Origin of the sequence: Bacillus yapensis (assembly GCF_005280205.1) — a bacterium.
Lineage (GTDB): Bacteria > Bacillota > Bacilli > Bacillales > Cytobacillaceae > Robertmurraya > Robertmurraya yapensis.
The window spans coordinates 179,436-199,587 of record NZ_SUND01000006.1; the positions used below are offsets into that span (position 1 = coordinate 179,436).

The 20,152-nt window shown below is 38.5% G+C and carries 19 protein-coding genes and 1 pseudogene; 17 read left to right on the forward strand and 3 right to left on the reverse strand.

What is annotated here, in order from left to right; translation table 11 throughout:
• Positions 1-3: 3 nt before the first annotated feature.
• Entirely contained in the window at positions 4-1,242 is a 1,239-nt protein-coding gene (locus FAR12_RS09770; RefSeq protein ID WP_126408511.1) for a nucleotidyltransferase, read from the reverse strand.
• Between the two features lie 270 nt (positions 1,243-1,512).
• Here FAR12_RS09770 and FAR12_RS09775 point away from each other — a divergent pair, with 270 nt between their 5' ends.
• The 4 genes from FAR12_RS09775 to FAR12_RS09790 all read left to right on the forward strand — a co-directional run bounded on the left by FAR12_RS09775 (position 1,513) and on the right by FAR12_RS09790 (position 3,818).
• The gene (locus FAR12_RS09775; protein ID WP_126408512.1) at positions 1,513-2,037 is read left to right on the forward strand and encodes a YceD family protein; all 525 of its coding nucleotides are present in this window, start codon (positions 1,513-1,515) and stop codon (positions 2,035-2,037) included.
• 77 nt (positions 2,038-2,114) lie between these two features.
• Positions 2,115-2,288, forward strand: coding sequence for a 50S ribosomal protein L32 (gene rpmF / locus FAR12_RS09780; protein ID WP_009791160.1), 174 nt, complete (start codon positions 2,115-2,117; stop codon positions 2,286-2,288).
• A gap of 75 nt (positions 2,289-2,363) precedes the next feature.
• Positions 2,364-3,119: an enoyl-CoA hydratase/isomerase family protein gene (locus tag FAR12_RS09785; protein ID WP_126408513.1), complete on the forward strand. Its 756-nt coding sequence runs from the start codon at positions 2,364-2,366 to the stop codon at positions 3,117-3,119.
• A 96-nt stretch (positions 3,120-3,215) separates the two neighbouring features.
• Positions 3,216-3,818, forward strand: a complete 603-nt coding sequence (locus FAR12_RS09790) for an RsfA family transcriptional regulator (protein ID WP_126408514.1) — start codon at positions 3,216-3,218, stop codon at positions 3,816-3,818.
• A 33-nt stretch (positions 3,819-3,851) separates the two neighbouring features.
• Here the strand turns inward: FAR12_RS09790 and FAR12_RS09795 are convergent, their stop codons facing one another.
• Positions 3,852-4,310 carry an N-acetyltransferase gene (locus tag FAR12_RS09795; RefSeq protein WP_126408515.1) on the reverse strand — a complete coding sequence of 153 codons (459 nt, stop codon included), beginning with the start codon at positions 4,308-4,310 and terminating at the stop codon, positions 3,852-3,854.
• Between the two features lie 218 nt (positions 4,311-4,528).
• Here FAR12_RS09795 and FAR12_RS09800 point away from each other — a divergent pair, with 218 nt between their 5' ends.
• The 3 genes from FAR12_RS09800 (at position 4,529) to bshC (ending at position 7,561) form a co-directional block, all read left to right on the forward strand.
• Positions 4,529-5,428, forward strand: coding sequence for a 2-dehydropantoate 2-reductase (locus tag FAR12_RS09800; protein WP_126408516.1), 900 nt, complete (start codon positions 4,529-4,531; stop codon positions 5,426-5,428).
• 1 nt (position 5,429) lies between these two features.
• Entirely contained in the window at positions 5,430-5,819 is a 390-nt protein-coding gene (locus FAR12_RS09805; protein ID WP_126408517.1) for a DUF3397 domain-containing protein, read from the forward strand.
• Positions 5,820-5,926: 107 nt separating this feature from the next.
• The gene (gene bshC, locus FAR12_RS09810; RefSeq protein ID WP_126408518.1) at positions 5,927-7,561 is read left to right on the forward strand and encodes a bacillithiol biosynthesis cysteine-adding enzyme BshC; all 1,635 of its coding nucleotides are present in this window, start codon (positions 5,927-5,929) and stop codon (positions 7,559-7,561) included.
• A 252-nt stretch (positions 7,562-7,813) separates the two neighbouring features.
• Here bshC and FAR12_RS09820 read toward each other — a convergent pair.
• Positions 7,814-7,954, reverse strand: a pseudogene (locus tag FAR12_RS09820) (IS5/IS1182 family transposase); the annotation flags it as partial.
• 450 nt (positions 7,955-8,404) lie between these two features.
• Between FAR12_RS09820 and mraZ the strand changes: the two are divergent.
• The 10 genes from mraZ (at position 8,405) to spoVE (ending at position 20,028) form a co-directional block, all read left to right on the forward strand.
• Entirely contained in the window at positions 8,405-8,836 is a 432-nt protein-coding gene (gene mraZ / locus FAR12_RS09825; RefSeq protein ID WP_126408520.1) for a division/cell wall cluster transcriptional repressor MraZ, read from the forward strand.
• A 20-nt stretch (positions 8,837-8,856) separates the two neighbouring features.
• Entirely contained in the window at positions 8,857-9,789 is a 933-nt protein-coding gene (rsmH, locus tag FAR12_RS09830; protein ID WP_126408521.1) for a 16S rRNA (cytosine(1402)-N(4))-methyltransferase RsmH, read from the forward strand.
• A 41-nt stretch (positions 9,790-9,830) separates the two neighbouring features.
• Complete coding sequence (gene ftsL / locus FAR12_RS09835) at positions 9,831-10,199, forward strand: cell division protein FtsL (protein WP_126408522.1); 369 nt, start codon at positions 9,831-9,833, stop codon at positions 10,197-10,199.
• Positions 10,196-12,367 carry a penicillin-binding protein gene (locus FAR12_RS09840; protein ID WP_126408523.1) on the forward strand — a complete coding sequence of 724 codons (2,172 nt, stop codon included), beginning with the start codon at positions 10,196-10,198 and terminating at the stop codon, positions 12,365-12,367. Before ftsL ends, FAR12_RS09840 begins: the two co-directional genes overlap by 4 nt.
• Before the next feature lie 122 nt (positions 12,368-12,489).
• On the forward strand, positions 12,490-14,439 hold the full coding sequence (locus FAR12_RS09845; protein ID WP_126408524.1) for a stage V sporulation protein D: 1,950 nt from the start codon (positions 12,490-12,492) through the stop codon (positions 14,437-14,439).
• Positions 14,440-14,619: 180 nt separating this feature from the next.
• A complete protein-coding gene (locus tag FAR12_RS09850; protein ID WP_126408525.1) occupies positions 14,620-16,080 on the forward strand; it encodes a UDP-N-acetylmuramoyl-L-alanyl-D-glutamate--2,6-diaminopimelate ligase in 1,461 nt (486 codons plus the stop codon).
• Between the two features lies 1 nt (position 16,081).
• Positions 16,082-16,528 carry a hypothetical protein gene (locus tag FAR12_RS09855; RefSeq protein ID WP_126408526.1) on the forward strand — a complete coding sequence of 149 codons (447 nt, stop codon included), beginning with the start codon at positions 16,082-16,084 and terminating at the stop codon, positions 16,526-16,528.
• Positions 16,529-16,531: 3 nt separating this feature from the next.
• On the forward strand, positions 16,532-17,506 hold the full coding sequence (mraY, locus tag FAR12_RS09860) for a phospho-N-acetylmuramoyl-pentapeptide-transferase (RefSeq protein WP_126408527.1): 975 nt from the start codon (positions 16,532-16,534) through the stop codon (positions 17,504-17,506).
• Positions 17,507-18,859 (forward strand): UDP-N-acetylmuramoyl-L-alanine--D-glutamate ligase, encoded by a 1,353-nt coding sequence (murD, locus tag FAR12_RS09865; protein ID WP_126408528.1) that lies wholly within the window; start codon positions 17,507-17,509, stop codon positions 18,857-18,859. It begins immediately after the preceding gene.
• A gap of 68 nt (positions 18,860-18,927) precedes the next feature.
• Entirely contained in the window at positions 18,928-20,028 is a 1,101-nt protein-coding gene (gene spoVE, locus FAR12_RS09870; RefSeq protein WP_126408529.1) for a stage V sporulation protein E, read from the forward strand.
• The last annotated feature ends 124 nt before the right edge of the window (positions 20,029-20,152 follow it).

Here is a 20,152-nt window from a genome sequence, read left to right on the forward strand (position 1 = left end):
CGATTATAAAATGCCTTTCCTCTTTTTGTTTGATATATAAATGGGTGGTTGTTTGTATTCCATCTCTAATAGAGCCTGCTGCTTCTCCTCGGTTGCACCTAGGGCATATATTCTTGAGGCACGCACGTCAAGGGCAATATCATCTTGTTGAAAGGATGATAATTTTGATACAAGGGGAATAGGTGCTTGACCTTTCCATTTATTTAAATACAATCTCCCCGTATCGTTCATCGCAAGTAGGCGAATATAAGAAGGGTGCGTCATTCTTTGTCTCATCTCAGCAGTGGTGGTGTTGGTTAAAATATGAGTGCACATTCTTTGAAGTTTTGTCCAAGTATATCTTTTTGTCTTAATTCGGGTCATAAAATCATGAAAAGAGTTAGCTTCGAGTGCAGCTGTAATAACTCTATTTTCTAATCCTTCATCTACTTCATAAATATTTCTGAGCTCTTCAGTTGATGCTTGTAGAATGCGAAAACGTAAATAGGTCCAATAATTTTCCCATTGATGAAATTGATGATATTGCTTGGCGTATTCATGTAAGAGGTTAAATGTTGTTTTTGGAACATATGGTTCTATTTCCTCAAGTGTTCCATTTTGCGCGAACATCGCTTTACGAATACTTGTAGCGCTGGCTATAGTTGCAGATGTGAAATCCTCATCGTGGTAGTTTGCGTTCGTTCTTGAAATCGTCAGGGCCTCCATATCGAGGTTCAAATCTTGTATTGCTTTCACATATTGGAAACCCAGGATATTATTTGGCTTTGAAAGATCAACGATTGATTCATGTGGTTGAAGCTCCAAAAATGCTCGGGAAAGGGCTGTTGGATAACTTACCCCTTGATCAATATGAAATTTTATTTTATGATCATATTCTTGTTTATTCGATTCAAGAAAGTCGAGAGTTGCCCAAAAGTCATCAATTTTACCAGATTCACTTCCAAAGCATACGCTATTACAGCCAATCGCCCCTAAGAGTGAAATCGCTCCAAAAGCGAAGGTATCTGCTTTTTGTGTGGCAAACTGGTATGGAAGCTCAATCACTAGATCAACCCCGGCTAAAACAGCCATTTGCGCTCGTACCCACTTTGGTAAGAGTGCGGGTTCACCCCTTTGTAGAAACTGACCGCTCATGACGGCAATGACTACATCGGCCTGTGATTTCTTTCTAGTCTCTTCTAGATGAAAAGCATGTCCATTATGGAAAGGGTTATACTCAACGATTACACCGACAGCTTTCATTGCACTACTCCTTATTTCTTTTTGAAATGCAAGGTCATTTCATGTTGAAAAATAGTATACTTCTATAGAAAAATTTTAGCTATATTATTTTTAGGTCGTAAAGTTCGTACATTTTTTATTTATCTACATATATTGTGAAATCGAATTGGATTATGTATTATGTATTGATTAAAGTATCTTTGTATTGTCTACATTATAGTGTAAAGAAAAAATATTGACAAATAATTATAGGAAAGCTATAATAACCTTTGTTGCCTTGGGGTGATTCGTATGAAATGGACATTAAGTCAGTTACAAAAATATCGAAGCAAGGATTATCCTATAGATGAAGTTGTGAACCTCGATGAGATAAAGAAAATCGACCCCGATATACGGGAGGTTTCACCTATCCATATTACAGGTCGAGCTGATATTGACTCATCAAAAGTTACTTTTCATCTTAAAATAGAAGGGCATTTAGTCCTCCCTTGTTCTCGTACATTAGTTGACGTGAATTATCCAATTGATGTAGAAACAACTGAAACTTTCCTCTTAAAAGGTTTGGATTATGAAACCGAAGAGGAAGTTCATCAAGTTAAAGGAGAAGTAATTGACCTTGAACCGGTCTTACAAGAAATCCTTTTACTAGAAGTACCAATACAAGTTTTCTCTGACGAAGGGTCAAGCGAGAAAGGAGCTCCACAATCAGGTAATGATTGGGAGGTCATTTTTGAGCAAAAGAAAGATAAGATCGACCCCCGTTTAGCAGGACTTGCAAAACTATTTGATCAAAATGATCCTTCTTCTGATTCATAGTAATCGAAGAAGCACAAGAGACAGTTGGAGACGTAGTCTTCATGACTTTCTTAATTCTCTTTAAGGAGGTGGGAATAATGGCTGTACCTTTTAGAAGAACTTCTAAAACTGCGAAAAGAAAACGTCGTACTCATTTTAAGCTACAGGTACCAGGTATGGTAGAATGCCCAAACTGTGGTGAGATGAAACTTGCTCACCGTGTATGTAAAGCTTGTGGAACATACAAAGGAAAAGAAGTTGTAAACGACTAATATTGACTTTAAGATAAAAAGCACAGGAATTCATTCCTGTGCTTTTGTCGTTATATAAAAGAGGTAGGGTGGCTTATGGACTCATATAAAATTGAAGAGCGGGAAAATGGTGTCCTGCTGTTTACAATAACAAGAGAAGAAAAACGTAATGCGGTCAATTATGAAGTGATGCAAGGGTTGGAGAAAGCGATTCAATTAGCACGTGAACCAAATATTAGTGCATTGGTCATTACGGGTGAAGGAGAGAAAGCATTTTGCTCAGGTGGCGATCTATCGGTCTTTCATGAATTAAGAACGGAGGAACAAGCCTATCAAATGCTTTCGAAAATGGGAGAGATTTTATTTAATCTGGCGATGCTCCCGAAGCTAACAATTGCACTTATAAATGGTGCTGCAGTTGGTGGAGGATGTGAGATTGCTGCTGCATGTGATTTCAGAATTGCTCGCAAAGGAATTAAAGCGGGGTTTATCCAGGGGAATCTAGCTATAACAACTGGCTGGGGTGGTGGCACGCTTTTATTAGAACGATTGCCTGTTTCAAATGGAATGAAGATGCTTGTGGAAGCTCGAAAATTTGCGGTGGATGAGCTAATAGAGTTAGGTTTTATTCAGTATACATATGATGGACACCCATTAGAGGGACTACGGCAGGCTATGGAGACAACCTTTCTATTAGAAGGTGGCGTGCTAGGGGCATACAAAGAAATGTTGATTCGAAAATGGGAAATGTCCAAGTTGAGAGAAAGAATAGAAAAAGAAATTCGCAGCTGTTCAATTTTGTGGGCAAGTGAAGCGCATCATAAGCAAGTGGAAAAATTTCTAGGAAATTAAATATATTTCAATTAGAGAAATAAGTTTTATCAGTCTATCTCTTCTAGTAGATGCATATGTATGAATAAATACAAATAAACTAGGAGGGATTTTCTTATGCCCACAAACCGTCAAGATGCCTGGTCTAATGATGAAGATTTACTACTTGCTGAAGTAGTTTTAAGGCATATCCGCGAAGGGGGAACCCAGCTTCAAGCCTTCGAAGAAGTGGGGAAGCAGTTATCAAGAACGGCGGCAGCGTGTGGATTCCGTTGGAATTCTTATGTTCGAAAGCAATATAAATCAGGAATTGAGCTTGCGAAAAAGCAACGTAAAGAACAAAGAAAGCAAGCACAAAGCACAGTTGAAGAAAAATCGGTACCAGAGGAAATTGCCTCTTCCGTACCACAGAACGAAGAAAAGGTTACAACGATTGATTTTGACGATTTAGTCAGTTTTCTGAAGATACTCTATCAAAAACTGGAAAACAAGGATGGGCAATCTGAAAAAATACAGGAACTTGAACAGAAAGTATATTCTTTATCGGCTGAGAAAGAAAAGCTGTTAAATGAATTGCAGACGATAGAACAAGATTATAAGGCTCTAATAGAAATCATGGAGAGAGCAAGAAAAATGGTCGTCTTGCAGGAAGAAGATCGCCAGCAGAAGGTTAAGTTTCAGATGGATAAGAACGGAAACCTAGAACGTATCGAAAAATAGACAAAGCAAAAGCGGACATTGTGTCCGCTTTTTTTAGATCGTTTCAGGAAACCAAAAGAGGGGATTTTCGCCTCTATCTCTTGCCATATCATATTGGACAGAAGTGAAGCCCATCTTCTCCCAAAATTCTTTTGATCTCATACGAGCGTTCGTGCGGATTGGGAAGTTCTTAGCTTTGGCATAATCGACTAACGCTGTGCCATAGCCTTTTCCTTGATAATCAGGTAACACTTCAAGTTTCCAAAGCTCTAAGAAATCATGTGGCGGCTCAAAATAATGGTTAAACTTTGCCTCTACTTTATATAAGCTCATTCTTGCCACTAAAGTATCCCCAAAATATATTCCGTAAAAAGGAGATTCGCTATCATTGTCAATAATATTTGCTTCTAAATCTTCAAGCATTGAAAGCTCTTGTAAGCCATATTCCTTGAACCTTTTAAATTCCTCTAATGTTTTGTAGTTCACTTTTAGTTTCTCTACTTTGAAGTCCATGTATATCCCCCTTAGTCTAACTTGAGTCATGACTCCCTTTAAATTATATATTCATTATATAATAAAAATACAGAAAATACTTACAAAAAGAAAATGAGAATTACTTTTTCTTAGGGAAATTGCCTCTATTATTCGGACAAAATTTAAGGTCTTTGATAAAATAGGATTATTACTATAGTCCGATTGTGTGAAATTCAAAAATTTTTAGAGGCGATATCATGAAAATTGCAATTATCGGTGGCGGCTCCATCGGTCTATTATTTTCTTATTATTTAAATGAATATCATGAGGTAACTTTGTATGTAAGGAATCCGTTGCAAAAAGAAAAAATTGCGTCTGAAGGAATTGTTCTTCAGAGTAAACAAAACTCTGCTATAGCGGATGTGCAGGTAAAACTCATTTCTGAATGGGGCAACCATAATGAAGAACTCTCCATTATTTGTGTGAAGCAATATCAGCTCGAGGGAGTTTTAAGAAATGCTAGTCTTTCTACAAATCATCCTTACTTATTTCTGCAAAATGGAATGGGGCATTTAAAACGGATCGATCAATTTAATTTAAGTGTTGCTATGGTGGGAACTGTAGAGCACGGAGCATATCGAGTGAATGAAAACGTGGTCGTCCATACAGGCGTGGGCAGGACTAATATTGCTTTTTATAAAGGGAAAAATGATGAGCTTCTTCACTCCTTCGTAAAATCAAGCTCTAATAGCTTTACTTTTCAAATAGAAGACGATTATAAATTTTTGCTACAAAAAAAATTGGTTGTCAATGCGCTGATTAATCCATTAACGGCTGTGTTGAAGGTAAACAACGGTCTCCTCCTTGAAAATACACATTATTTTCATGTTTTTAATGAGTTGTTTAAAGAAATAAAAGGGATTTTGGAGCTAGAAGAGGAACAAGTATATTACGAAAACACTCTTAATGTGTGTCGAAATACAAGTCAAAATCGCTCATCGATGTTAAAGGATATCGAAGAAGGGCGACAGACAGAAATAGATGCGATCTTAGGTTATTTAATAGAAGAAGCAGAGAAACGAAATATGAAGGCGCCGATCGTAACCACTCTGTTTCACATAATCAAAGGGAGTGAAATAGAGAGGGGAGGAAAATAAATTGTCAGAGATTTTTTCAAATATAGCAGCTATATTTGTGACAATTCCTATACTAGGTTATGTTCTCATCTTTGTGATTAGCAAGCAAATTACAAAGCATCACCGTCGAGCAGTTCGATACGCTTTGGATGGCAGTACAATATTGTTTATAATATCGGTACATTTCTTAATTATGACCATCTGGGAGAAATCTTTTCTATGGCTTATTATCTTATTGATTTTGATGATTGGCGTAGCCGTCGCATTTCTAAATTGGAAGGTCAAACAAGAAATTGATTATAACAGGGTATTTCGTGGGTTTTGGAGGTTTAACTTTCTTATGTTTTTCTCTGCCTACGTTATATTAATCATTATTGGGATTGTTCAAAGTGTTTCAAACGCAGTTTCTTAGCAAGAACGTCAATCCCAGAAAAATTGCGTAAGCAAAGATTTTTTATTTATGGGGTTGGGATGCTATACTCATACGTAGAAACTGTCGCTTAGAAAGGAAGTACATAAATGGAGATTGTCAATCTCACTCTCCCAGCTATAAATAAGTTTGCGAATAACTATTACAATGGGAACGAAGAAATACAGCAGTATTTCCACTATAACTATCAAAATGCAAGCCATTACCAGGAGCGCTTGGCCGAATTATCAAATCGATCTTACATGAGGGATGAACTTGTAGAGCATATTGCTGCTTTTATGAAGCCTTTTCCTTCTTCAGTTAAGGTTGAAGAATCTCTTGAAAAATTAAGTAAAAAGGATGCGGTCGTTGTCATTGGCGGGCAGCAGGCGGGTATTCTAACTGGGCCATTATATTCTATACATAAAGTTATTTCTATTATTGCCTTTGCAAAAGAAAAGGAACAAGAGCTTGGCGTCCCGGTTGTTCCGGTTTTCTGGATTGCAGGGGAAGATCATGATTATGCTGAGGTAAACCACGTATTTGTTAAAAAGCAAAATCAATTAGAAAAAATGGTTTATCCTTATAAAGTTTTAGACAAAAGAATGGTCACTGATTGTAAGCTAGACAAGGAGCTTTGTAAATCATGGATCGAGGATATTGTTGAAACATTCGGAGAAACCGATTTTACAAATGAGTTGTTGGCATTTACTGATCATGCACTTGTTCATTCAGAGAATTTTGTTGATTTCTTTGCTTATCTTGTCATGGAGATGTTTAAAGAGCATGGATTGCTCCTTGTTGATTCTGGAAATAGGCAACTTCGTAAATTGGAAAAAGAAATTTTGATTGAACAGATTAACAAGTCTGTTGAAATCACTACAGCTGTGGAGGCACAGCAGGCGAGACTTACGGCAAAAGGCTATTCGAATACGATTGAAATTTCTTCCCAAGCTGCCAACCTCTTCTATTATGATGAAGAACATTATGAAAGAATTTTATTAGAATTCAACCCTGAAACGAGTATTTTTTCTGGGAAAGATGGAAGTATTGCGTTTACGAAAGACGAACTTCTTTTAATGGCAAGGGAAAATCCCGAAAAGCTAAGCAATAACGTTGTCACTAGGCCGTTAATGCAGGAAACGTTATTTCCAACATTGGCTTTTATCGCTGGACCAGGTGAAATCGCTTATTGGTCAGAATATAAAACAGCTTTTGAACTGTTTGAAATGAAAATGCCACCGATTGTTCCTCGGATCAATATCACGCTTTTAGAAAGAGATATTGATTCAGACTTGGCCGAGTTAGATCTGGATTTACAAAATGTTTTGGAAAATGGTGTAGGCCCTGAAAAGGAAGCATTTCTTGATTCGGTCAAGGATAAACGTTTTGATTCATTATTTGCTGAAACAAAACAGCAGCTATTGGCCAATTATCAGTTGATCAAAGAGCAAACTGAGTTAGAATACAAAGGCTTGTTGCGGGTACTTGAGAAAAACGAATCAATCCTATTAACACAAATCGGCTTTATGGAAGGGAAATTTGAAGATGCCCTTCGTCTCAAACATGAGGTCGTCTTAAATAAATATGAACGGGTTGAGTGTTCATTACGACCATCTGGTGGACCGCAGGAACGAACTTGGAATATCTATTATTTCTTAAACAAATATGGTTTAGGGTTTGTAGACCAACTAACCAATCTCCCATATCAGTTCGATGGGAAACATAAAGTAGTGAAAATATAACCTATAAAAAGGCTTTATCTTCGGATAACTCAGACTGTCGACAAAAGGCATTGAGAGGTCTCCCTCTTGGTGTCTTTTGCATTTTTGAATGGGATTATCGTTAATACCCGTTGATTTCCGCTCCAGGCGCTTGCTTTCCGGGGGGCCGGCGGTGAGCTTCCTCGTCGCTGTCGCTCCTGCGGGATCTCACCTGTCCTGCAAATCCCCCAGGAGTCAAGCCCCCTCCACTCCAATCAACTAGCATTGCTCCATTTAAGCGAGTTCCCAAGTCCAAGTTGCCATTTTCTTTAAGTACATGGCAGCAAACGTAAGCATGGCCTACATAGACAATTTTTTAAGACCTCGAAAGGTTATCCATCACATACCTTGCTTTTCCTTCGCATCCACAAAGATACAGCTACCTCTAATTTGCGTACTAAATGACTTCAGGAACTAATTAATCAATTGTCAGCATTTCTACATGTGCTCTATCATTTGATTGATTTCTCGTCATCATGGTACGTGGCCTCGAAAAGTATTTATCTTATATTTTAATCTATTGAAGTTGATTGGAACGGAGGGTGGCGACTCCAGCGGGAAAGGCGGGAAAGTCGAGACTTACTGGCGCTAGCGCCTTCCAGCTCGGCCCCGCCCGCGGAAAGCGTCCACCCGGAGTGTAAATCAACTTTTTCATAAATTTAAAGGCTTTATCTTCGGATAAGGTCTTTTTTTAATGCCCTCTTTTTGATTAGAAATTATAGTGCCAGCTACCCATTTTTCAAGGAAGTGGATAATTTTTTAAAATTTTGTGGAGGAAAGTGGGGGATTGTGGTACATTTAGGTTAGAGAGTGGGGGTAGTGGGTATGTTTATGGGTGAATACCATCATAATGTTGATACGAAAGGTCGCTTAATCGTACCTGCAAAGTTTCGTGAGCATCTTGGCGAAACGTTTGTTTTGACACGCGGTCTGGATCAATGTTTATTCGGATACCCACAATCTGAATGGGCTGTTATTGAAGAAAAGCTCAAAGGCTTACCCCTAACTAAAAAAGACGCCCGTGCTTTTACTCGATTTTTCTTTTCAGGTGCAACAGAGTGTGAAGTTGATAAACAAGGAAGAATCAATATTCCTTCTCCACTCATGCAATATGGAAAGCTTGAAAAAGAATGTGTAGTTTTAGGCGTATCCAATCGAATTGAGATATGGAGTAAAGAACTTTGGGAAAACTATTTTGTAGAATCTGAAGAATCTTTTGCTGAAATTGCGGAAAATATGATTGGGTTTGATATTTAAGTTTCGAAAGGTGGACAACCATGTTTGAACATACAACAGTGCTATTACATGAAACAGTAGAAGGTTTGAACATTAAGCCTGATGGAATTTATGTCGATTGTACGATGGGAGGAGCAGGTCATTCCTCGCTAATATTATCGAAGTTATCTCCTAAAGGTAGACTTTTCGCATTTGATCAGGACGAAGTAGCGATTGCAAACGCGAAAGAAAAACTGGCTCAATATGGCGATCAGATTACGATGATTAAAAGTAATTTTCTACATTTAAAAGAAGAACTCGCTGCACGAGGAATTGACCAAGTAGATGGAATACTCTATGACCTAGGTGTTTCCTCTCCACAGTTAGATACTCCTGAGCGTGGTTTTAGTTATCATCACGATGCACCTTTGGATATGAGAATGGACCAGGACGCTCCACTTTCAGCTTATGATGTTGTAAATTCGTGGAGTTTTGGAGATTTGCTAAGGATTTTCCATAAATATGGGGAAGAAAAGTTTTCTAAACAAATCGCTCGAAAAATTGAAGCGGCTAGAGAAAACAAGCCGATTGAAACAACTGGTGAATTGGTAGAAATAATTAAGGATGCAATTCCGGCACCTGCAAGAAGAAAAGGTGGTCACCCGGCGAAGCGAATTTTTCAGGCAATCCGAATTGCGGTAAATGATGAGTTAGGCGTGTTTGAAAAATCCCTTCAACAGGCGATTGACATACTTGCACCAGGCGGAAGAATTAGTGTCATTACGTTTCATTCATTAGAGGATAGGATTTGTAAGGTGACATTTAAAAAGGCGAGTGAAACACCTGATTTGCCACATGGTTTACCTGTTATTCCTGATGAATACAAACCAATTCTAAAATTGATAACAAGAAAGCCGATAATTCCTTCAGACGCTGAACTAGAGGAAAATAACCGTGCTCGTTCAGCTAAATTGAGAATTGCAGAAAAGCTTTAAAATATAGAACGATATTAATTGAAATCCAAGGAGGGAAAACAATGGGGAATTTAGCAAGGAAGCTACAACAAGAACAAGAGCAACGACAAGTACAAAAACAAATACAATTGCCTGAAACAGGAAAGAAAAATCGATTTGGTCTATCACCAGGTGAGAAAATTTTAGGAGTGGCCTTTTGTGCGGCCCTCTGTTTTGGTGCAACACATATCATTTCTAATCAGGCTGCTATATATGAAATCAATAAGGATATTCAAGTAACGTCTACTTTAATTCAATCTCAACAGAAGGTGAATGCTGACCTTGGTATGCAAGTAGAAGAGCTCAGCACGTATGAGAGAATTTGGGAAAAGGCGAAAGCACTTGGTTTGAAGCTTAATGAAAATAATGTCAAGGTTGTGCAAGATCAATGATAAGAAAACAGCCAAATATGAATGTTGGAGCAGCGCTTTTATTTGTAATTTTTTGCCTGCTCTTTTTTGTCTTAATATTTCGGTTCGTATCTATTCAAGTGACCGGAGAAGCTGCTGGACAGCCGCTCGCTGCAAAGGCCCAAAAAAATTACAATAAACAGGGGATTCTTGAAGCAAAACGTGGAACTATCTATGACCGTAATGGAGAAGTCATTGCGGAGGATACTTCTTCGTATACGATTGTGGCTATTTTAGATAAAAAAATGAAGCCAAATTATGTTGCTGATAAAGAAAAAACGGCTGCTCAGCTTTCGAAGTATATTGATTTATCAGAGTCTGAGATTTATAGAATTCTATCTAAGAAGGATCTTTTCCAAGTGGAATTTGGACGTGCAGGAAAGGATATTTCTTTACAAACAAAGTCAGAGATTGAGGAGCTTGAACTGCCTGGAATTACTTTTGTTCGTGAATCTAAGCGTTTTTATCCAAATGGTATTTTTTCTTCTCACTTAATCGGCTATGTGGATACAAAGGATGGAGAGACGACCCCTGTTGGACAATTGGGAATTGAAAAGTCATTAAATGATATTTTGACTGGTAAAAATGGCTCTATCCAATATGAAAGTGATTTATGGGGTTATCTTTTACCTAACAGTGAAGAGAAGATCACGCCTGCCCAAAATGGGAAGGATGTCTATTTAACATTAGATAAGAAGATTCAAACCTTTTTAGAGGATGCGTTAAACCAAGCTCAAGAACAATATAGTCCGAAGAAAATGGTGGCGATCGTCGCAGATCCTGCTACTGGTGAAATATTAGCGATGGGACAAAGACCTACATTCCATCCGAAAACAAGAGAAGGTATTACGGATACTTGGTTAAATGAAGCGGTAGAGGTATCATTCGAACCGGGGTCAACTATGAAGGTATTTACCCTGGCTGCAGCCCTTGAAGAAAATGTTTTAAATCTCAATGAAACCTATCAATCGGGTTCCTACAAAGTTACGAAAAACTCTCCGGCTATTCGAGACCATAACAAAGTCGGATGGGGACCGATTACCTACTTAGAAGGTATTCAACGTTCTTCCAACGTAGCCATTGCTAAAATTGTGAATGAGAAGCTAGGTTTTGATACTTATAGAGAATATCTCACTAAATTTGGATTTGAAGACCCAACAGGAATCGAGATTCCGAATGAAACTGGAGGAAACATAGTTTACAATTATCCTCTTGATAAAATAACAACAGGTTATGGTCAGGGAACGGCGATAACAGCGATTCAACAAATACAAGCGGCAACAGCAATAGCAGGCAATGGTACGATGCTGAAGCCTCATATCATTGAGAGAATAGTTGATCCAAACACAAAGGAAACTGTTGAGAAAACAAAACCTGAGACTGCAGGAAAGCCTATTTCTGAAGATACAGCGAAAAAGGTTCGTGAAGTTTTAGAAACGGTTATTAGCTCTCCAAAGGGAACAGGACATGAAAAATATAATATTGAGGGATATGAAGTAGCTGGAAAAACAGGAACAGCCAATTTCACTGAGAACGGGGCATATCTTCATGGCGAAAAGAACTATGTGTTTTCATTCCTAGGAATGGCACCAGCTGATAATCCTCAACTCATCGTATATGTAGCTGTACAGCAGCCTGATATTGAAGTATCTTCTGATGGTTCAAAGCCGGTGTCTATGATTTTTAAGCAGGTTATGAAAAATAGTCTTCAATATTTGAGCATTCAACCATCGGAAACTGAAGCTTCAAAAACGATTGACATTCCAGATGTTACAGGGAAAAGTGTGGAACAAGGAGTCGGGGCTCTTAATGAGTTAGGAGCTAATCCTGTTGTTCTAGGAAATGGTACTAAAATTGATAAGCAACTTCCTGAAAAAGGACAATCTCTACTAGAAGGGGAAAAGGTTGTTGTTTTGACAGATGGCGAAATTACGTTACCGGATATGACAGGCTGGTCTCTCAGAGATGTGATGAAAGTAGCTAATTTAGCTAATCTTGAGTTAAATGTTTCTGGAAGTGGATATGTGACCAAACAGAACCTCCAAGTAGGTACTGCATTGAAGGATGGGGACTATTTGGTTATTCATCTTCAAAAGCCAGACCAAGTTGCTGAAGAAGAAGTCGAGGAAGAAGTAACAGAAGGTGGTTAATCCTTTTCGCATTTTTGAAATAAATAGGGTCGGCATTCTAGAACGTACCAAAATGGTACGTTCTATTTATATTTGTACAAGCATATATTGGAACGAGCCATATAGTAGGGAGGTTCGTTCGAATGCGGGTTTCGAATGTAACAGTGAGAAAAAGACTAATTATCGCTTTATTTTTTGGTTTCTTGATATTCTTTATTATTGATGTGAGACTTGGCTATGTGCAATTTTACTTAGGAGATTGGCTGACGGATGGAGCGGAAAACTTATGGAGCCGGAAAATCCCTTTTGAGCCTGAACGTGGTGAAATTGTAGACCGAAATGGAGTAGCATTGGCTACCAATATGAGTGCGCCAACTGTTTATGTCTTTCCGCGACAGGTAAAGGACCCAGTGCAGACGGCTGAAAAATTGGCTGCTGTTCTAAACGCATCAAAAGAAGACATTTATAAAAAAATCACTGAAAAATCATTAAATGTAAGACTCTCTCAAGGAAGAAAAATTTCTAATGAAAAGGCGGCCGAGGTTAGAAATCTTGATCTACCTGGCGTTTATATAGGGGAGGATTCGAAAAGATACTATCCTTTTGGAGATTATTTGTCCCACGTTCTTGGATTTACAGGTGTTGATAACCAAGGTTTAATGGGCCTTGAGCTCTATTATGATGAGCAATTAAAAGGAAAAGAAGGGTCTGTTGAATTCTATGCAGATGCCAAACAAAATCGAATGAACGATAAAGCGGATGACTATGAAGCTCCGATTGATGGACTTGATTTAAAATTAACGATTGACTCTAAAGTACAAACAATTATTGAAAGAGAATTAGATATTGCTCAAGCAACCTATAATCCTGATGGTTTAATCGCCATTGCAATGGACCCAAATACAGGAGAAATTTTGGCGATGTCAAGTAGACCGGGCTTTGATCCAACGAACTATCAGAATGTAGCTCCGGAAGTATACAATCGCAATTTACCGGTATGGAGTACATACGAGCCGGGATCAACTTTCAAAATTATCACCCTAGCAGCGGCTCTTGAAGAAGGGAAGGTTGATTTACAATCCGACCACTTTCACGATTCTGGTTCTGTTAAAGTAAACGGTGCTACGCTCCATTGCTGGAAGCGCGGGGGTCATGGTAGTCAATCCTTTTTAGAAGTAGTTCAAAATTCTTGTAACCCTGGTTTTGTCGAGCTTGGTCAAAGACTAGGAAAAGAGAAATTGTTCAAATATATTAAGGACTTTGGTTTTGGGCAAAAAACAGGAATTGATTTGCAAGGGGAAGGTACGGGTATTCTCTTTAATTTAGACCGTGTTGGGCCTGTTGAATTAGCGACAACTGCTTTTGGTCAAGGGGTTTCAGTCACCCCGATTCAGCAAGTAACAGCCCTGTCTGCAGCGATTAATGGTGGGACATTGTATACGCCATACATTGCAAAAGAGCTTGTAGACCCGATTACAGGGGATGTTATCATGAAGAACTCTCCTACAGCCAAAAGAAAGGTGATTTCTGAAGAAACATCGAAAGAAATAAGATATGCCCTTGAAACAGTAGTTGCCCAAGGAACGGGTGCAAAAGCGTTTGTGGAAGGCTATCGCGTAGGTGGAAAAACAGGTACAGCACAAAAAGTCAAAAACGGAAAGTATATGGAGAACAACCATATTGTTTCCTTTATCGGCTTTGCTCCAGCTGATGACCCTCAGTTGGTCGTATATGTGGCTGTAGACAATCCGAAGGGCACAGTTCAATTTGGTGGTAGAGTAGCAGCTCCTATTGTTGGGGAAATCATGGGTGATAGCTTAAGAGCATTAGGAGTACCGCCACGTAAGGATCAAATTGAAAAGACGAAAAAGGAATGGACAGACCCAGTTATGATTGAAGTGCCTAATGTGGTAGGGATGACCAAAACAGAAATTAGTGAGCTATTTGTTAACTTCAAAATAGATGCAAGTGGAGAAGGGAAAACGGTCGTCAAGCAAACACCAGAAGCCGGTATTAAGCTTAAAGAAGGTTCGACGATTCGACTCTACTTCGATGATTTAGAGGACAAAGAGGATAAAGAGGGCGGGCAATGATTTATTCGCCCGCTCTCTTTTTTAGCTAAAAAAGATGTTTGTGCCGATTTCTAAATACACTAAAATTCCGCAAAATACAGAATTATTTCGTTCGTTTAACGTATTACTGATATACATTGTGAAATCTACCTTGATCATGTAAAATAAAAGGCGCCAGTTTTTTGAGAGGATATGATCGATTTGAAATTACATACATTGCTAAGTCAACTTCCCTTTATCGATTATAAAGCTTACGATAATCCAGAGATCGTCTCGATCGAAAATGATAATCGTAAAGTCGTCCAGGGAAGCTTATTTGTTTGTATAAAAGGTTTAACAGTAGATGCACATGATTTTGCAGAGTCTGCTGTAAATAATGGTGCGGTCTCTGTTTTAGCAGAGAGACCTTTAGACTTAACAGTTCCAGTTATCGTCGTAGAGAGTACGAGGAGAGCGTTATCTGTACTTTCTGATGCATTTTACGGTCAACCTAGTCATAAACTTCATATGATTGGTATTACAGGAACAAATGGAAAAACTACAACAAGCCACATAATTGAAAAAATATTAGCGGATGCTGGCAAACAAACTGGCTTAATTGGTACCATGTATACTAAAATTGGGGCCAAACAATTTGAGACGAAAAATACAACTCCAGAGAGCCTGACCCTACAAAAGACCTTTCACCAAATGGTGGAGGAAGGGGTTGAAGCTACTGTAATGGAGGTTTCCTCCCATGCATTAGTGGAAGGACGGGTTCATGGAACAGACTTTAATGTTGCTGTGTTTACAAACTTAACGCAGGATCACTTGGACTACCATAAAACGATGGATGAATACCAAAGAGCTAAGGGCCTATTATTTGCACAATTAGGCAATACATATGATATGGCTAAACCAAAATTTGCTGTGCTTAATATGGATGATGAAGCAAGCAAGATGTACATCGAATCGACGAGTGCTCATGTGATTACATACGGAATCGACAACAGTGCCAACCTACATGCTAAAAATATTCAAATGACAGCAAATGGGACTGAGTTTGATCTAGAAAGTCCTTTTGGGGTCCATAAAGTATCGATGCAGCTAGTTGGTAAATTTAGTGTTTATAATGTCCTTGCAAGTTTAGGAGCAGCGCTGGCTTCAGGAATCTCACTTACGAATGCAATTGCTTCAATCGAAAGTGTTACAGGTGTAGCTGGGCGATTTGAGCTTGTACAAGCGGGCCAGGATTTTTCAGTTATTGTCGATTATTCACATACACCGGACAGCTTAGAAAATGCGATAACCACGATCCGGCAATTTGCAAAAGGGAAAATTATTGTTGTCGTTGGGTGTGGTGGTGACCGAGATAAAACGAAGCGTCCACTGATGGCTCAGATTGCTTGCAAATATAGTGATACAGCAATTTTTACTTCTGATAATCCTAGAAGTGAAGACCCTGTTCAAATATTAAAGGATATGGAAGCAGGGGTTACGGGTCAAAATTATGAAATCATTGTTGACCGCAAAGAAGCGATTTATCACGCTGTTCAAATTGCGAAAACAAACGATGTTATCCTCATCGCTGGTAAAGGTCACGAAACCTATCAGCTAATTGGCGATAAAAGCTATGACTTTGATGATCGAGAGGTTGCAAAAGAGGCGATAAAGGGGAGATAGTATGTATCTAACGTATGAAGATGTATCTCTGTTATTTCCAGAAGTGGCCGGAATTAAGAATGTAGATATAGATTTTCAAACTATTTCTTTTTCGGCAACAGCACAGCAGCCTAAGGGGCTTTTCATTCCTTTGAATCATTCATCAGGTGAACTAAAGCTTGCTATCGCAAATGGTGCCATTGCAGCTGTTTGGAAGAAAGGGATGGAGATTCCTACATACACTCCTAATCATTTTCCCATTCTTTTTACCGAAGATTTGCTTCAAGCAGTCAAAAAAATATTATTATTGTATAAAGATAAAATGAACACTAATAAGAAAGAAAATATGACAGATTTTCTTTTTTTAGATGAAAAACTTCTGAATGATTTCTATGAAACATATGATAATGCTGTAATAGAAACAATATTGAACGAAATGTTAGAGAAGTTTCGAGAGGAGAAGGAATAAATAATGCTCGAGCAAGTAATAATTTTTACGATTTTATTAGGATTTTTGATTTCAGTCATTCTTTCTCCTATTTTTATTCCTTTCTTAAAAAGGTTGAAATTTGGACAAAGCATTCGAGATGAAGGACCGAAATCTCACCAGAAAAAATCAGGAACGCCAACGATGGGGGGAATTGTGGTTCTCCTTTCTATTGTCGTAACGACATTCATCATGATAGGGAAATATGCAGAGCCGACAATCCATACGTATTTATTAATATTTGTAACGTTTGGGTTTGGACTTCTAGGTTTCCTAGATGATTTTATTAAAGTGGTCATGAAACGAAACTTAGGTTTAACTTCCTTACAAAAATTAATTGGACAAATTATAGTTTCAGTTATTTTCTTTTTAATCCTACAACATTATGATTTTTCAACAGTGATTTCTATTCCGTTGACTGACTTTTCTATTGACCTAGGATGGGGATACGTTTTATTTATCATATTCTGGCTAGTTGGATTTTCTAACGCGGTTAACTTGACAGATGGACTTGATGGCTTACTTTCAGGAACAGCTGCAATTGCATTTGGAGCCTTTGCTGTTTTAGCATGGAGCCTCTCTCAATTAGAGATTGCCGTGTTTTCAGTCGCAGTTGTTGGAGCGGTATTAGGATTCTTAGTCTTTAATGCCCATCCAGCTAAAGTATTTATGGGTGACACAGGTTCACTTGCTTTAGGTGGTGCGATTGCAACGGTTGCCATTTTACTCAAACTTGAAATCATTCTAATCTTAATAGGTGGAGTTTTTGTAATTGAAACAATATCAGTTATATTACAAGTAACATCATTTAAAACAACGGGTAAACGAATTTTTCGAATGACCCCAATTCACCATCATTATGAGCTAATAGGCTGGTCTGAATGGCGTATTGTTGTTACGTTTTGGACTGTAGGTTTGATTTTCGCTGTGCTTGGAATATATATAGAGGTGTGGATGTAATTGAAACAGGTCAAGAAATATCATCATAAAAAAGTATTAGTATTAGGTTTAGCGAAAAGCGGGGTCAGTGCAGCCTCGCTTTTACATAAGTTAGGGGCCTTTGTGACCGTTAATGACCAAAAGCCATTAGCTGACAATCCTGAGGCGCAAGGATTGCTTGAACAAGGGGTTACAGTGATTTGTGGGGAACATCCGATAGAATTAATGGATGAAGGATTTGAATTGATTGTTAAGAATCCCGGTATCCCATATCATAATCCAATGATTCAAAGAGCGCTCGAATTAGAAATTCCAATTATTACAGAAGTGGAGCTTGCTTATTTAGTATCTGAAGCTCCGTTTATTGGAATTACCGGAACGAACGGGAAAACGACAACGACAACTCTTGTTTATGAAATGTTAGAAATGGGAGAAAAAGCACCTTTAATTGCCGGGAATATTGGGACAGTAGCTTCTGGCGTTGCCCAAGAAGCAACATCTGACAATACGATCGTCATTGAATTGTCGTCCTTTCAGTTAATGGGGATTGAAAGCTTCAAGCCCCGTATTGCGATCCTAACGAATCTGTATGAGGCTCATATCGATTACCATGGTAATTTAAATGAATACTGGAAAGCAAAAGCAAATATTACGAAGTATCAAACGGAAAGTGATTATTTCATCGTAAATGCCGACCAAGAGCAAGTACTCGAGGTTGCTAAACAATCTCATGCGCGTATCATTCCATTCTCTACAAAGAAAGTCGTAGAAAATGGGGCATATGTAATGGACGATGCGATTTGGTTCATGAATGAAAAAATTATGGACGTAAATGATATTGTCCTTCCTGGTGCCCATAATCAAGAAAATATTTTATCTGCAGTAGCTGCAGCAAAATTGTCTGGTGTGGATAATGATGCGATTTTCCGTGTATTAAATTCTTTCAGAGGTGTAAAACATCGCCTACAATATATTGCGGATATTGACGGAAGAAAGTTTTATAACGATTCAAAGGCGACCAATATATTGGCTACTTCAAAGGCATTAGATGCTTTCAAGGAACCAGTTGTGTTGTTAGCTGGCGGATTAGATCGAGGGAATGAATTTGATGAATTAATCCCTTCTTTCGAACATGTTAAAGCGGTTGTTACGTTTGGGCAAACTGCAGAGAAAATTGAAAGGGTTGCACGTGAGGCGGGAATAAAAACAATTCAGCGTGTCGATAATGTTGAAAAAGCCGTACCTGTTGCCTTTAATCTGTCTAACCCAGGAGATGTCGTGTTATTGTCACCTGCATGTGCAAGCTGGGATCAGTATAAAACTTTTGAGGTTAGGGGAGACATTTTTACCGAAGCGGTGCATAAGCTTAAGTAAGGGCTTGTCCAAAGAATCTTAATGTCAATCATACGGCCCTTTAAACTTGCATTCGAGGTGTGTTTAAATTGCCGACTAAACGATCGACTCCTGACTTTATCTTATTAATAGTAACTTTTACATTGCTTGCACTAGGACTCATTATGGTCTATAGTGCAAGTGCTGTTTGGGCCGATTATAAATTTCAAGATTCCTTTTACTTTGCAAAAAGGCAGATGCTTTTTGCTGGAGTAGGGGTCGTTGCGATGTTTTTTGTCATGAATATTGATTATTGGACATGGAGAAAATTCGCCAAGGTCATTATGATTATCTGCTTTGTTCTCTTAGTAGTTGTACTCATACCTGGAATCGGTACAGAAAGAAATGGTTCTAGAAGCTGGATTGGTGTAGGGGCATTTTCAATACAGCCATCGGAATTTATGAAGCTGGCAATGATTGCATTTCTGTCTAAGTATTTATCAGAAAATCAAAAGAATATTACATCGTTACGAAAAGGATTATTTCCTTCCTTAGGGTTAGTATTCCTAGCTTTCGGGATGATTATGCTACAGCCTGATTTAGGAACCGGAACGGTAATGGTGGGAACATGTATTGTGATGATTTTCGTCTCAGGTGCAAGAATTCTTCATTTTGTCGGACTTGGCGTGCTAGGGCTGCTTGGATTTGTGGCACTTGTCGTATCTGCACCTTATCGGATTCAACGGATTACTTCCTTCTTGGACCCGTGGTCAGACCCACAGAATACAGGATTTCAAATCATTCAATCGTTGTATGCGATTGGGCCTGGGGGATTATTTGGACTTGGCTTAGGGCAGAGCAGACAGAAGTTCTTCTATTTGCCAGAGCCGCAAACTGACTTTATTTTTGCGATTTTAGCTGAGGAGCTTGGATTTATAGGTGGTTCATTCATTCTTCTTTTATTCGCCTTACTATTGTGGAGAGGAATAAGAATTGCCTTAGGTGCTCCCGATCTCTTCGGAAGTTTTTTAGCTGTAGGAATAATTGCCATGATTGCGATACAAGTAATGATTAATATCGGAGTTGTGACAGGGCTCATGCCGGTCACTGGGATTACACTTCCATTTCTGAGTTATGGAGGGTCGTCATTAACATTGATGCTCCTAGCGATTGGAGTTCTGCTTAATATTAGTCGTCATTCGAGATACTAACGCTAGAGGCTGGGACATAACTAGCTTCAAATAATGAGAAAGGTGAATTTGAGGGTACTCAAATTCACCTTTCTCTATTTTTGTGTGTTAATTTTTCTATTACCTTAGTTAATGGCAGTGAATT

What these genes read in the sequence shown, in the direction of transcription:
- FAR12_RS09775 (WP_126408512.1), top strand. Translation starts at nt 1,513, where the DNA reads ATGAAATGGACATTAAGTCAGTTACAAAAATATCGAAGCAAGGATTAT.
- FAR12_RS09790 (WP_126408514.1), top strand. Translation starts at nt 3,216, where the DNA reads ATGCCCACAAACCGTCAAGATGCCTGGTCTAATGATGAAGATTTACTA.
- FAR12_RS09840 (WP_126408523.1), top strand. Translation starts at nt 10,196, where the DNA reads ATGATAAGAAAACAGCCAAATATGAATGTTGGAGCAGCGCTTTTATTT.
- FAR12_RS09795 (WP_126408515.1), bottom strand. Translation starts at nt 4,310, where the DNA reads ATGGACTTCAAAGTAGAGAAACTAAAAGTGAACTACAAAACATTAGAG.
- FAR12_RS09785 (WP_126408513.1), top strand. Translation starts at nt 2,364, where the DNA reads ATGGACTCATATAAAATTGAAGAGCGGGAAAATGGTGTCCTGCTGTTT.
- FAR12_RS09845 (WP_126408524.1), top strand. Translation starts at nt 12,490, where the DNA reads ATGCGGGTTTCGAATGTAACAGTGAGAAAAAGACTAATTATCGCTTTA.
- mraZ (WP_126408520.1), top strand. Translation starts at nt 8,405, where the DNA reads ATGTTTATGGGTGAATACCATCATAATGTTGATACGAAAGGTCGCTTA.
- bshC (WP_126408518.1), top strand. Translation starts at nt 5,927, where the DNA reads ATGGAGATTGTCAATCTCACTCTCCCAGCTATAAATAAGTTTGCGAAT.
- mraY (WP_126408527.1), top strand. Translation starts at nt 16,532, where the DNA reads ATGCTCGAGCAAGTAATAATTTTTACGATTTTATTAGGATTTTTGATT.
- rpmF (WP_009791160.1), top strand. Translation starts at nt 2,115, where the DNA reads ATGGCTGTACCTTTTAGAAGAACTTCTAAAACTGCGAAAAGAAAACGT.
- FAR12_RS09770 (WP_126408511.1), bottom strand. Translation starts at nt 1,242, where the DNA reads ATGAAAGCTGTCGGTGTAATCGTTGAGTATAACCCTTTCCATAATGGA.
- rsmH (WP_126408521.1), top strand. Translation starts at nt 8,857, where the DNA reads ATGTTTGAACATACAACAGTGCTATTACATGAAACAGTAGAAGGTTTG.
- FAR12_RS09855 (WP_126408526.1), top strand. Translation starts at nt 16,082, where the DNA reads ATGTATCTAACGTATGAAGATGTATCTCTGTTATTTCCAGAAGTGGCC.
- ftsL (WP_126408522.1), top strand. Translation starts at nt 9,831, where the DNA reads ATGGGGAATTTAGCAAGGAAGCTACAACAAGAACAAGAGCAACGACAA.
- FAR12_RS09800 (WP_126408516.1), top strand. Translation starts at nt 4,529, where the DNA reads ATGAAAATTGCAATTATCGGTGGCGGCTCCATCGGTCTATTATTTTCT.